The following is a 13,670-nucleotide window of genomic DNA, read 5'->3' as shown; positions in this document are numbered from 1 at the left end:
TGCAGCGGCAACGCGTCAGGGCCGATGTGGTTGACCGCGGGACTGAATCGAGCCCCACTGCAGCCCACCGAGCGTGCACCTGCACTACATTAAGCGACCATCTTTAGAGGATTGCTGATGCGCCACTCCCGCCTGCTGACCAGCGCGTTGCTGCTTGCCCTGCCCACCCTGGCCGCCGCCCAGGCCGCGCCCCGGCCCGAAGTCCAGGCCGCCGCCGCGCCGTTGCAGAGCAAGCTGGTGCAGTGGCGCCGCGACTTCCACCAGCACCCAGAGCTGTCCAACCGCGAGGAGCGCACCGCCGCCACCGTGGCCGCGCAGCTGCGCAAGCTCGGCCTCAAGCCGCGTACCGGCATCGCCCATCACGGCGTGGTGGCCATCATCAAGGGCGGCAAGCCGGGTCCGAAGATCGCCTTGCGCGCGGACATGGATGCCTTGCCGGTCAAGGAGCAGACCGGCCTGCCGTATGCCTCCACGGTCACCGCCGAGTACCGCGGCGAGCAGGTCGGGGTGATGCACGCCTGCGGCCACGACGCCCACACCGCGATCCTGCTCGGGGTGGCCGAAGCATTGGTCGGCATGCGCGAGCAGCTGCCCGGCGAAGTGATGCTGATCTTCCAGCCTTCCGAAGAAGGCGCGCCCGGCAACGAGGAGGGCGGCGCCTCGCTGATGCTCAAGGAAGGCCTGTTCGCCGACTTCAAGCCACAGGCGGTGTTCGGCCTGCATGTGTTCTCCAGCGTGCAGGCCGGCAAGATCGCGGTGCGCAGCGGCCCGCTGATGGCGGCCTCGGACCGGTTTGCGATCAAGATGATCGGCCGCCAGACGCATGGCTCGGCGCCGTGGAACGGCATCGACCCGATCGTGGCCAGCGCCGACATGATCGGTGCCGCGCAGACCGTGATCAGCCGCCGCGCCAACCTGTCCAAACAACCGGCGGTGTTGAGCTTCGGTGCGATCAAGGGCGGCATCCGCTACAACATCATCCCCGACGACGTGGAAATGGTCGGCACCATCCGCACCTTCGACGAAGCCATGCGCCAGCAGATCTTCGCCGACCTCAAGACGGTGGCCGAGCACACCGCCGCCGCCCACGGGGCCAAGGTCGAGGCGCAGGTGCCGGACCAGCCCGGCAACCCGGCCACGGTCAACGACCCGGCGCTGACCGCCAGGATGCTGCCCAGCCTGCAGGCCGTGGTCGGCGCCGACAATGTCTACGAGCCGCCGTTGCAGATGGGCGCGGAAGATTTCTCCTTCTACGCCCAGCAGGTGCCGTCGATGTTCTTCTTCGTCGGCTCCACCACCAAGGGCATCGACCCGGCCACCGCGCCCAGCAATCATTCGCCGCAGTTCCTGCTCGACGAATCGTCGCTGGATGTGGGCCTGCGCGCGCTGTTGCAGGTGTCGCTGGATTACCTGCATCAGGGGGAGGCTGGCTGATTCGGGAATCGGGAATCGGGAATCGTGTGCAGTTGCGCGGTTTCTGCTGAGCGTTGGTGACCGTGTGGGGTGGCGGGCCGCTGGACGGCCCGCTGCTTCTGTCGCCAGGTCGCTCCAGCGTCCGCTATACACCTCACGGCCAGCCCGCTCGGCCTAAAATGGCGCGATGAATACCCCAGAAGATTCCACCCTCGGTCGTGAGGTCGCCTATCCCAGCGGCTACGATCCGTCGCTGTTGTTCCCGATTCCGCGCGCGGCCGGGCGCGAGGCGATCGGCCTGACGGGAGCCTTGCCCTTCATCGGCCGCGACCGCTGGCATGCCTACGAACTCAGCTGGCTCGATGCGCAGGGCAAGCCGTGCGTGGCCACCGCCACCTTGCACGTGCCCAGCGAGTCGCCGTCGTTGATCGAATCCAAGTCGCTCAAGCTGTATCTCAATTCGCTCAATGCCACCCGCTTCAATAGCGCCGAAGCGGTGCGTACGCGCATCGCCTCCGACCTGTCCACGCGCGCCGGTGCCGACGTGGCGGTGGAATTCGGTCTGCCGCCGATCGATGCGGTGGGTGAGGGCGAATCGATCGACGCACTGGATGTCAGCATCGACGACTACGGCCCGCCCAATGCCGCGTATCTGGCGGCGCACGCGCAACCAGTGGTGGAAGAAGTGCTGACCTCGGCCTTGCTCAAATCCAATTGCCCGGTCACCGGTCAACCGGATTGGGCCAGCGTCACGTTGCGCTACCGCGGCGCCCCGATCGACCGCGAAGGCCTGCTGCGTTATCTGGTGAGTTTCCGCGACCACGCCGAGTTTCACGAGCAATGCGTGGAGCGTATCTTCCATGACGTGCTGCTCCGCTGCGCGCCCGAATGGTTGGTGGTGGAAGCGCGCTATACCCGCCGTGGCGGGCTGGACATCAACCCCTTGCGCAGCTCGCCCAGCGTGCCGACACCGCTGTCGATCTTCCGCGACCTGCGCCAGTAATCGCGCCCATTCAAGGCTCGCGCCAGCTTCACGGTGGCGCGATCCACGCTTAACGGCGCGCCGCGCACCCTGCAGTCATCGTGATGCAAAGGGATTGCGGCAATGAATGTCGACAAGAAAGCAGATTTTTCCAACGTGACGTCCTCGGTCGACAGCACCGCCGACGTCGCGCCGGCGGCGGATTTCTCCAACGTGCGTACCAGCGTGCAGAGCACTGCGCAGCTGGTCAGCGAATCGGTCACCGTGCAGGCGGGCGACAGTCTGTCCAGCATCGCCAAGCGCCATTACGGCGACGGCAACCTGTGGCCGCGGATTTTCGAAGCCAACCGCGAAACGCTCAAGGATCCGGACAAGATCTTTCCCGGCCAGGTCCTGCAGTTGCCGCCGAAGTCATAGGCGCACCGCACACCTGGCACCTTTCGAAACCCACTTTTTATCTTGATATCCGGAGATTGATCCATGCGTACTACTTCCGTTTCTAGCACCCTCGCCATTGCCCTTGCCGGCGTTCTCGCCCTGTCGGGCTGCAGTAAGAAGGCCGACGACGACAGCGTGTCCAAGGATCCGACCTCCGGCGCTGCCACCGAGGCAATGCCGGGTCCGGCCGCAACACCGCCGGCGAGCGATCAGGCTGGCCAGAGCACCGCGACCGGCGCTGCCAGCACCGATACCGCCGCCGCCACAGGTTCGGCAGTGATGGTGTCGAGCGTGGTGGTCGGCACCACGGCGACTGCCGACAAGTCGGTGACTCCGTCGGCCAACATCGGCAGCAAAGACACCATCATCGTTTCGGTGAAAACCGATGGCAGCGCGAGCAATGTGGCGGTCGCAGCCAAACTCACCTATCAGGATGGCCAGGTGGCCGGCGAGCAGAACGCCACCTTGACCACGACGGGCCCGGAAACCACCAATCTCAGCTTCAGTAAGCCCGATGGCTGGCCGGCTGGCAGCTACACCGCGCAGGTGATGGTGGATGGCAAGCCGGCGGGTACTCCGCAGACCATCACGGTCAAGTAAGCAGCCAGGCGAGCAGGCAGTCTGCAGATAGGTGTGCGTATTCGCAAAGCGGCGGCGCGCCGATCCCAAGCATGTCGGACAAGCGCGTCCATCGCGCTGCCCTATCGTTCTTCTAGCAGGCCATCAGGGCGCGATCGCACGATCGCGCCCTTTTTCTATGCAACTCTGTCAGACGGCACATTCGTTACAGCTGCATCCATCGCATTGGACGGGTGGCGGGATGGAGCATCCGCCTGTGGCCGCTTTACCCGGGCGCGGCTCAGACGCGACAATGCCGTGCTGATCCATCGCCGCGTTCCACGCGCTGGCCGATCGGCGTGCCAGCAGCGACCCCCGTCGCGCACGCCAACGCCAGTGCCAACGACGCCGGCGCTCCTTCCGACCACACGAGCCATCGCACCTTATGTCGAAGACACCGAAGATCATCTACACGCTCACCGACGAAGCACCGTATCTGGCCACGCAGTCGCTGCTGCCGATCATCGATGCCTATACCAATACTGCCGGCATCGTGGTCGAAACCCGCGACATCTCGCTGGCCGGCCGCATCCTGTCGCTGTTTCCCGAGCACCTGAGCGACGCGCAGAAGATCGCTGACGACCTCGGTGAGCTTGGCGAGCTGGCCACCACGCCGGAAGCCAACATCATCAAGCTGCCCAACATCAGCGCCTCGGTGCCGCAGCTCAAGGCCGCCATCGCCGAACTGCAGGGCCAGGGCTATGCGCTGCCGGCGTATCCGGACACGCCCAAGGACGATGCCGAAAAGGACATCAAGGCGCGCTACGACAAGGTCAAGGGCAGCGCGGTCAATCCGGTGTTGCGCGAGGGCAACTCCGATCGCCGCGCGCCGCTGTCGGTGAAGAATTACGCGCGCAAGCATCCGCACCGCATGGGCAAGTGGAGCAGCGATTCGAAGTCGCACGTGGCCCATATGGACGACGGCGACTTCTTCGGCAGCGAGCAATCCGCCACCGTGGCGGCCGCCGGCGCGTTGAAGATCGAATTCGTCGGTAACGACGGCAGCAGCAGCGTGTTGAAGGACAAGGTCGTGGTCAAGGCCGGCGAAATCGTCGATGCCGCGGTGCTGAGCAAGCGCGCACTGGCCAGCTTCATCGACGCGCAGATCGCCGATGCCAAGGCCAAGGATGTGCTGTTCTCGGTGCATCTGAAAGCCACCATGATGAAGGTCTCCGACCCGGTGCTGTTCGGCGTGGTGGTCGGCGAGTTCTACAAGGACACGCTGAGCAAGCATGCCGAAGCGCTTGCGTCGGTCGGCTTCGATCCCAACAACGGCATCGGCGACCTGTACGCACGCATCGCCACGCTGCCGGAAGACCAGCAGGCGCAGATCAAGGCCGATATCCAGGCCGAATACGCGCAGCGTCCGGCCCTGGCCATGGTCAATTCGGACAAGGGCATCACCAACCTGCATGTGCCCAGCGACGTGATTGTCGATGCGTCGATGCCGGCGATGATTCGCGACTCCGGTCAGATGTGGAATGCCGAAGGCAAGCTGCAGGACACCAAGGCGGTGATCCCGGATCGCTGCTACGCCGATGTCTATCAGGCGGTGATCGACGACTGCAAGGCGCATGGCGCATTCGATCCGTCCACCATGGGCTCGGTGCCCAACGTCGGCCTGATGGCGCAGAAGGCCGAGGAATACGGCTCGCACGACAAGACCTTCCAGATTGCCGCCGCCGGGACCGTCAAGGTCACCGACGACACCGGCGCCACCGTATTCGAACATGCGGTGGAAGCCGGCGACCTGTGGCGCATGTGCCAGGTCAAGGACGCGCCGATCCAGGACTGGGTCAAGCTGGCCGTCGAACGTGCGCGCCTGAGCGAGACGCCTGCGGTGTTCTGGCTGGACAAGGCCCGTGCGCACGATGCGCAGGTCATCGCCAAGGTGGAAACCTATCTGAAGGATCACGACACCAGTGGCCTGGATATCCGCATCCTGCCGCCGGTGGAAGCGACCACCTTCTCGCTGGAACGCATCCGCAAGGGCCAGGACACCATCTCGGTCACCGGCAACGTGCTGCGCGATTACCTCACCGACCTGTTCCCGATCCTGGAGCTGGGCACCAGCGCCAAGATGCTGTCGATCGTGCCGCTGATGGCCGGTGGCGGCCTGTTCGAGACCGGTGCCGGTGGCTCGGCGCCCAAGCACGTGCAGCAGTTCGTCGAACAGAACAGCCTGCGCTGGGATTCGCTGGGCGAGTTCCTGGCCCTGGCCGCCTCGCTGGAGCATCTGGGCAACCGCTACGACAATCCGTCGGCCACGGTGCTGGCCAAGGCGCTGGACGTCGCTAACGGTCAGTTCCTGGACAACAACAAGTCGCCAGCGCGCAAGGTCGGTGAACTGGACAACCGCGGCAGCCACTTCTATCTGGCGATGTACTGGGCGCAGGCCCTGGCTGCGCAGACCGAGGACACCGCCCTGCAGGCCAAGTTCGCACCGCTGGCCAAGGCCCTGACCGAGAACGAAGCCAGCATCGTGGCCGAGCTCAACGGTGCCCAGGGCAAGCCGGTCGAGATCGGTGGCTACTATCACCCCGATCTGGCCAAGGTCAGCGAGGCGATGCGCCCGAGCAAGACTTTCAACGACGTGTTGGCCATGCTGAAGGCCTGATCCAGCGCACCGCCTGGCGGTGCGTCCAGCAGGTGCAACAGGCAGGGCCCGCCTCGATGAGAAGCGGGCCTTGTCGTTTCCGGCGTTTGCGCGTAACAGCGAGAACACGGTCGTTGCGTACCAGGCCACACAACCTGGCAATGCCTTGCCTGCGAGAGATCCTGCGCCTCGGTGCGAGCAGTCTCGGCATTTGGCCGACTGTGCGCCTGTTCGATTGACCGTTTGTCTCCGCTGCACGTCGCAACATGCGCTGGGTACACTGCCGGCATGAGCCAGCTCCCGTTACCGCCACAGTCCGAGCGCCGTGCGCTGGCGATCGCCCATGCCGTGTACGACGCCTTCGAGGATTATCACGCCCGGTTTGCCGAGATCACCGCACGGGCCAAACAGCGCTTTGAGACGCGCGACTGGAGCGGCGCGCGCGATGATGCGGTGGCGCGGATCGCGCTGTACGACCAGTACATCAGCGAATGCATGCTGCGCTTGCGTGCGGTGCTGCTGGGGCAGGCGCACGATCGCGCGCTGTGGATGCGTGCACGCGTGCATTACGCCGCGCTGCTGAGCGGGCTGATCGACCAGGAGCTGTACAAGACCTTCTACAACACCCTGACCCGGCGTTACTTCGGCACCCACGGCGTGGATGCGGAGATCGAGTTCATCGCGCTGGATATCGAGCCGACCGACGCGATCACGGTGCCAGTTGCGCGGCACACCTATGCGGTCTCGCCCGGCCGGCTGACCGACATGCTGGTGCGCGTGCTCGGCGATTATTCCTTCGACGTTCCGTATGCGCATCGCACCCGCTGTGCAGCGGCGATCGCGGTGCGCCTGCTCGACGATCTCGCACATTGGGGCGAGCACCCGGTGCGCAGCGTGGAGCTGCTGGAGACGGTGTTCTATCGCGAGCGGCGCGCCTACCTGGTCGGCCGCGTGTTCGGCGAACATCGCTTCTCGCCATGCGTCATCGCCCTGGTCAACGATGACGCCGGCCTGCGTGCCGAAGCGGTGCTGACCAAACGCAGCGACGTCGCGCAATTGTTCAGTAACTCGCGCAGTTACTTCCAGGCCGATCTGGCCACCGTCGGCGACGCGGTGGTGTTCTTACGCAGCCTGCTTACCCACAAGCCGGTCGACGAGCTGTACACGATGCTCGGGCGCGCCAAGCAGGGCAAGACCGAACGCTATCGCACGTTTTTCAGCCATTTCCAGGCGCATCCCTCCGAGCAGCTGGTGCATGCCGACGGCACGCCCGGCATGGTCATGGTGGTATTTACCCTGCCCAGTTATCCGCTGGTGTTCAAACTGATTCGCGACCGCTTTGCCTATCCCAAGACCATGAGTCGCGCGCAGGTCGAAGGCAAATACGAGCTGGTGTTCCAGCTCGATCGCATCGGTCGCTTGCTGGACGCGCAGCCGTATCGCTTCCTGCGGTTTCCCAAATCGCGTTTCTCGCCAGCGTTGCTGGAAGAGCTGCAGACCAGCTGTGCGACGAGTCTGAGCGAAGATGGCCAGGACGTGCTGATCGCGCTGTGCTACGTGCAGCGCCGCCTGCGCCCGCTCAATCTCTACCTGCGCGAACAGCTGCCCGAAGCCGCGCATGCGGCCGCGCTGGACTACGGCCAGGCGATCAAGGACATGGCGCGCAACAACATCTTTCCCGGCGACATGCTGCTGAAGAACTTCGGCATCACCCGCCATCAGCGCGCGGTGTTCTACGACTACGACGAGCTGTGCCTGATCACCGAATGCACCTTCCGCGACTGGCCAACCGCCACCACCTATGAAGAACAGATGGCTGCCGAGCCCTGGTTCCACGTCGGCCCGCGCGATGTGTTTCCCGAGCGTTTCGCGCTATTCATGGGCTTGCCGCCCTCGCAGCTGGAAGCGGTCAAGCACCTGCACCCGGAACTGTTCGACCCGCAGTGGTGGCGCGACCTGCAAACCCGCCTTCGCGAGGACGACTACCCCGACACCCCGCCGTATGCGGATTCGCGTCGGCTGGCCTGAGATGTTTCGTTTGCATGTGCACACTGGTACAAAGAGCGCTTGGATCAATGGAGAGTCGTGATGCAGTGGAAGCAAAAAATCGTGCTTGGCTTCGCTATGGGACTGGCACTGCTCGGTAATGCACAAGCGGGTTCCAGCAGCGCTCGCCAGCTGACCGAGGCGAGTATGAATGTCTCGGGTACCCTGACCCTGACCCCCGAGGGTGTCGTCACCGCAGTGGCGCTCAAGGATGAGGCCCAGTTACCGGTGGCCGTTCGCGAGCGGGTCAAGCACTCGATCGCGGCGTGGCGCTTTGATCCGGTGAAAGACGATGGCAGCGCCTTGCCGGCAACCTTGCCGATGAATCTGCTATTGGTCGCCAAGCCGACCGATGACAATCGGTATCTGATTTCGATCCGTAGCGCGCATTTCGGCGGCGAGGCGCAGGATGTGGGGAGCGTGCGCTCCAAGGACATGCAACCACCTGCCTATCCGGTGAATGCCTTCCGAGGTGGGGCGACGGGTGTGGTCTATCTGCTGCTCAAGATCGGTCGTACGGGAAAGGTCGAGGATGTGGTCGCCGAGCAGGTCAATCTCACCGCGCTGGTGCCCGAGTCCAAGCGCGCACGCTGGCGGCAGGAGTTTGCCGATACGTCCATGAGCAAGGCGCGTCATTGGGAGTTTCTTCCGCCAACCGAGGGCCCTGACGTCAATGCTCCTTTCTGGGTGATGCGTGTGCCGGTGACGTTCGAGATTGCCTCATCCGAGCGCGACCTGAACGCCAGGCAGAAGCAGTGGCAGGCCTACCTCCCGGGCCCGCGTCAGGTTGCGCCGTGGCGTAATGAAAGGAGTGACGCCGTATCGATCGACAGTCCTGATGCGCTGTCTGGCTATGGCTTGTTTTCGGTGCGGGGAGAAGGCGTTCGCTTGGCGACGCCGCTGCAGGAGGGATAAGGGAAAAGGGGCTTGCGCCTTGCTCCCGCGTGACGCGCTCTGTCAGGCAGATAACCAGATCTGGTTTTTTGGGGTGATGCCATTGGGCAGCGGCTGTTGCCGCTGCTGCGGACAGGATGTCAGGCGCATTGCCTCTCCAGAGAGTCCGCATCATCACCCAACTACAAAAAAAAAGCCCCGCGATGCGGGGCTTTTTTTGTATCGATAATACCGAGCGACTCAGCGCTTCATCGAACTGAAGAACTCGTCGTTGGACTTGGTGGTCTTCATCTTGTCCAGCAGGAATTCCATCGCCGCGATTTCGTCCATCGGGTGCAGCAGCTTGCGCAGGATCCAGATCTTCTGCAGCAGCTCCGGCTCGATCAGCAGGTCTTCGCGACGTGTGCCCGAGCGGTTGATGTCGATCGCCGGATACACGCGCTTTTCGGTGATGCGACGGTTCAGATGCACTTCGCTGTTGCCGGTGCCCTTGAACTCTTCGTAGATCACCTCGTCCATCTTGCTGCCGGTTTCCACCAGCGCCGTGGCGATGATGGTCAGCGAGCCGCCTTCTTCCACGTTACGGGCCGCACCGAAGAAGCGCTTCGGACGGTGCAGCGCGTTGGCGTCCACACCACCGGTGAGCACCTTGCCGGAGCTGGGCACCACGTTGTTGTAGGCGCGTGCCAGACGGGTGATCGAGTCGAGCAGGATCACCACGTCCTTCTTGTGCTCGACCAGGCGCTTGGCCCGCTCGATCACCATCTCGGCGACCTGCACGTGGCGCGCGGCCGGTTCGTCGAAGGTGGAGGAGATGACCTCGCCGCGCACGGTGCGCTGCATTTCGGTCACTTCTTCCGGGCGCTCGTCGATCAGCAGCACGATCATGTGCACTTCGGGATGATTGCTGGTGATGGCCGTGGCCACCTGCTGCATCATCATCGTCTTACCGGCCTTGGGCGGGGAGACGATCAGCGCGCGCTGGCCTTTACCCTGCGGCGCCATCAGATCCAGGATGCGGCCGGTGATGTCCTCGGTCGATCCATCGCCACGCTCCAGACGGAAGCGGCGGCGCGGGAACAGCGGGGTCAGGTTCTCGAACAGCACCTTGTTCTTGCTGGCCTCCAGCGGCTCGCCGTTGATGGTGTCGACGATCGACAGCGCGAAATAGCGTTCGCCGTCCTTCGGGAAGCGGATGCGGCCGGACAGGTGATCGCCGGTCCGCAGGTTGAAGCGGCGGATCTGGCTGGGCGAAATATAGGTGTCGTCCGGGCCGGCCAGATAGCTGGCTTCTGCGGCACGCAGGAAGCCAAAGCCGTCGGGCAGGATTTCCAGCACACCGTCGGCGGCAACGCCTTCGCCGTGGCGGGTCAGCACCTTGAGCAGGGCGAAGATCACGTCCTGCTTGCGGGCGCGCGCCACGCCTTCCTGGATGTTGAGCTGGTCGGCGATATCCAGCAGCTTCTGCGCCGGCATCCGCTTGAGATCGCTCAGCGAGTAGACCGGGAAGCCTTCCGGCACGGCCGGGTGTGGGCGCGCGACGAACGGCTCATTGCTGCCATCGGACGACGGCATGCCACCACCACCTTCATTGCCGAAGCGGTCGCGTCCACGGTCGCGGCGGTTGCGGAAGCGGTCACGGCGGTTGCCCTGCTGGTTCTGCCCCTGGCCCTGGCCTTGCTGATTCTGGCCGCCATTCTGGGCTTGGTCCTGACCCTGACCCTGACCCTGACCCTGACCCTGACCTTGCGCCTGGGGCTGAGCCTGGTTCTGGCCCTGGCCACGGTGCTGCGCCTGATTCTGGTTCTGTTGCTGCTGCGCCTGATTGAAGCGCTGCTGCTGTGTCTGGCCACCCTCGCGGGAGTCGCCATGGGTGTCGCCGCCCGGGTTGCCCTGGTTGGTGCTGGGGGCGTTACCGGCATAGGACGCGCCATCGCCGGACGTCTGCGCCGGTGCCGAATCGGCAGCGTGCGACGGTGCCTGCGGGGCACGTGGAGCGTCGGGTGCGGGGCTGGCGGGCAAGGGCAGGTTGGGCTGCTGCGCGCCACCGTCGTCGGTGGCAGCGGCGGTCTTGCTCACGCGCGGCTTGCGCACGCGCTTCTCGACAGGAGCGTCGACGCTGCTCCCGGTATCGGAGGAAGGATGATCGGACAAGTGCGTGATTCCTCGCTAAGAGTGCGAGCGCCCGGCTGGGGGGCGAACTTTAGGTGATGGGAGTCTAGAAGAGGTTTCTAGAGGGGTACGTCGGCGCACGAACGTGCTCCGGATCAACTGACACTATCACCGCTGCGCGCAACCGCGCAAGCGCCTGCCGCAGCAGGATTTAACTGCTGGCGCATCACGGGGCGCCCATCACTGGACGCCCGCTCGCTCAGGCGGCCGCGCCGCCCAGGGTCTTGTCGATCATCTGAGTCAGCTGGCCCTTGCCAACCGCACCGATCTGGGTGGCCTGCACCTGGCCGTCCTTGAACAGCAACAGCATCGGGATCGAACGCACGTGGTACTTGATGGCCAGGGCGCGGTTCTGGTCCACATTGACCTTGGCAACCTTCAGTCTGCCCTGGTATGTATCGGCCAGATCGTCCAGCACCGGGGCGATCATCTTGCAGGGTCCGCACCACTCGGCCCAGAAATCCACCAGCACCGGTTCGCCAGATTGCAGTACAGCTGTATCGAAGTCGGCATCGCCGACATGTTGAACCTTGTCGCTCACGTTGGGTCTCCTGGAAACCAAAACGGCCCGCCCGAACGGGCAGGCCGCTACATTGCGTTAAACTGGGGCATTGCGCGACTGAATCAAGTGTCAGTCCTGAAGCCGCGCTGTCCGCCACAACAGCCGCAGTTTGCGACGCTGTCGGCATCGATGCAAGCCGCGCCCGGGCTGCCCAGGGCGCCTCACGAAGACGGAATAATGAGCGACAAACCGCTGACCGATTTGACTTTTTCCACGTTCGACCTGCATCCGGCGCTGATCGCCGGGCTGGAGAGCGCCGGGTTTACCCGCTGTACCCCGATCCAGGCGCTGACCCTGCCGGTCGCGCTGCCGGGCGGCGACGTCGCCGGCCAGGCCCAGACCGGCACCGGCAAGACCCTGGCGTTCTTAGTAGCGGTGATGAACCGCCTGCTGATCCGCCCGGCGCTGGCCGACCGCAAGCCGGAAGACCCGCGTGCGCTGATCCTGGCGCCGACCCGCGAGCTGGCGATCCAGATCCACAAGGATGCGGTCAAGTTCGGCGCCGACCTGGGCCTGCGCTTTGCGCTGGTCTACGGCGGGGTGGACTACGACAAGCAGCGCGAGCTGTTGCAGCAGGGCGTGGACGTGATCATCGCCACCCCGGGCCGGCTGATCGACTACGTCAAGCAGCACAAGGTGGTCTCGCTGCATGCCTGCGAGATCTGCGTGCTGGACGAAGCCGACCGCATGTTCGACCTGGGCTTCATCAAGGACATCCGTTTCCTGCTGCGGCGCATGCCCGAGCGCGGCACCCGCCAGACCCTGCTGTTCTCGGCCACGCTCAGCCATCGCGTGCTCGAGCTCGCCTACGAGCACATGAACGAGCCGGAAAAGCTGGTCGTCGAAACCGAGAGCATCACCGCCGCACGGGTGCGCCAGCGCATCTATTTCCCCTCTGACGAAGAGAAGCAGACGCTGCTGCTGGGCCTGCTGTCGCGCAGCGAAGGCGCGCGCACCATGGTGTTCGTCAATACCAAGGCGTTCGTCGAGCGCGTGGCGCGCACCCTGGAGCGGCACGGCTACCGGGTCGGCGTGCTGTCGGGCGACGTGCCGCAGAAGAAGCGCGAGTCGTTGCTCAACCGCTTCCAGAAGGGCCAGCTCGAAATCCTGGTCGCCACCGACGTGGCCGCGCGCGGCCTGCACATCGACGGCGTCAAGTACGTCTACAACTACGACCTGCCGTTCGATGCGGAAGACTACGTGCACCGCATCGGCCGTACCGCGCGGCTGGGCGAAGAGGGCGATGCGATCAGCTTCGCCTGCGAGCGCTATGCGATGAGCCTGCCGGACATCGAGGCCTATATCGAGCAGAAGATCCCGGTCGAGCCGGTGACCTCCGAGCTGCTGACGCCGCTGCCGCGCACCGCGCGTGTACCGGTGGAAGGCGAAGAGGCCGACGAGGATGCTGGCGACAGCGTGGGCACCATCTTCCGCGAGGCGCGCGAACAGCGTGCTGCCGAAGAGCAGCGTCGCGGCGGTGGTCGCAGCGGGCCGGGTGGCGCATCGCGCAGCGGCAGTGGCGGCGGTCGTCGCGACGGCGGCAGTGCCGATGGCAAGCCGCGTCCGCGTCGCAAGCCGCGTGTGGAGGGCGAAGCCCCGGCAGCGGCCGCGCCGACCGAAACGCCGGTGGTTGCTGCGGCGTCGGTCGAGGCACCTTCCACCATCGTGGCCGATGCCGAGCGCGCACCGCGCAAGCGGCGCCGTCGTCGCAATGGCCGCCCGGTCGAAGGTGCCGAGCCGGCAGTGGCCTCCACTCCGGTCGCCGCACCTGCCGCACCGCGCAAGCCCACCCAGGTGGTCGCCAAGCCGGTGCGCAGCGCCGCCAAGCCGTCCGGCAGCCCGTCGCTGCTGAGCCGCATCGGTCGTCGCCTGCGCTCGCTGGTGTCCGGCAACTGATCGCCTGCGGCCTGCGTCGCATTGCCGGGCTTCGGCGATGCGACGCAAGCGCT

General features: G+C 65.0%; 10 protein-coding genes. 8 read left to right on the top strand and 2 right to left on the bottom strand.

Annotated features, from left to right (window positions below; translation table 11 throughout):
- Positions 1-117: 117 nt before the first annotated feature.
- From ABQY64_RS18460 to ABQY64_RS18430, 7 genes are all read left to right on the top strand, one after another.
- Positions 118-1,434, top strand: coding sequence for a M20 family metallopeptidase (locus ABQY64_RS18460; protein ID WP_349780450.1), 1,317 nt, complete (start codon positions 118-120; stop codon positions 1,432-1,434).
- A gap of 166 nt (positions 1,435-1,600) precedes the next feature.
- Positions 1,601-2,416, top strand: a complete 816-nt coding sequence (gene queF, locus ABQY64_RS18455; protein WP_039518525.1) for an NADPH-dependent 7-cyano-7-deazaguanine reductase QueF — start codon at positions 1,601-1,603, stop codon at positions 2,414-2,416.
- Between the two features lie 102 nt (positions 2,417-2,518).
- Positions 2,519-2,812 (top strand): LysM peptidoglycan-binding domain-containing protein, encoded by a 294-nt coding sequence (locus ABQY64_RS18450; protein WP_024938877.1) that lies wholly within the window; start codon positions 2,519-2,521, stop codon positions 2,810-2,812.
- A gap of 63 nt (positions 2,813-2,875) precedes the next feature.
- Positions 2,876-3,433, top strand: coding sequence for a hypothetical protein (locus tag ABQY64_RS18445; RefSeq protein WP_039815940.1), 558 nt, complete (start codon positions 2,876-2,878; stop codon positions 3,431-3,433).
- 403 nt (positions 3,434-3,836) lie between these two features.
- A complete protein-coding gene (locus tag ABQY64_RS18440) occupies positions 3,837-6,068 on the top strand; it encodes an NADP-dependent isocitrate dehydrogenase (RefSeq protein ID WP_349780449.1) in 2,232 nt (743 codons plus the stop codon).
- A gap of 267 nt (positions 6,069-6,335) precedes the next feature.
- Positions 6,336-8,075, top strand: a complete 1,740-nt coding sequence (gene aceK / locus ABQY64_RS18435; RefSeq protein WP_104646480.1) for a bifunctional isocitrate dehydrogenase kinase/phosphatase — start codon at positions 6,336-6,338, stop codon at positions 8,073-8,075.
- A gap of 60 nt (positions 8,076-8,135) precedes the next feature.
- Positions 8,136-9,008, top strand: a complete 873-nt coding sequence (locus ABQY64_RS18430; protein WP_349780448.1) for a hypothetical protein — start codon at positions 8,136-8,138, stop codon at positions 9,006-9,008.
- 219 nt (positions 9,009-9,227) lie between these two features.
- Here the strand turns inward: ABQY64_RS18430 and rho are convergent, their stop codons facing one another.
- Both rho and trxA read right to left on the bottom strand, forming a co-directional pair.
- Positions 9,228-11,141, bottom strand: coding sequence for a transcription termination factor Rho (rho, locus tag ABQY64_RS18425; protein ID WP_349780447.1), 1,914 nt, complete (start codon positions 11,139-11,141; stop codon positions 9,228-9,230).
- Positions 11,142-11,358: 217 nt separating this feature from the next.
- Positions 11,359-11,700 (bottom strand): thioredoxin TrxA, encoded by a 342-nt coding sequence (trxA, locus tag ABQY64_RS18420; protein WP_005923050.1) that lies wholly within the window; start codon positions 11,698-11,700, stop codon positions 11,359-11,361.
- A 198-nt stretch (positions 11,701-11,898) separates the two neighbouring features.
- Between trxA and rhlB the strand changes: the two genes are divergently transcribed.
- Entirely contained in the window at positions 11,899-13,617 is a 1,719-nt protein-coding gene (rhlB, locus tag ABQY64_RS18415) for an ATP-dependent RNA helicase RhlB (RefSeq protein WP_039524962.1), read from the top strand.
- The last annotated feature ends 53 nt before the right edge of the window (positions 13,618-13,670 follow it).

The sequence above is a fragment of the Xanthomonas sp. WHRI 7065 genome (genome assembly GCF_040203115.2).
Lineage (GTDB): Bacteria > Pseudomonadota > Gammaproteobacteria > Xanthomonadales > Xanthomonadaceae > Xanthomonas > Xanthomonas arboricola.
This window is presented reverse-complemented; position numbering and strand designations above follow the sequence as displayed.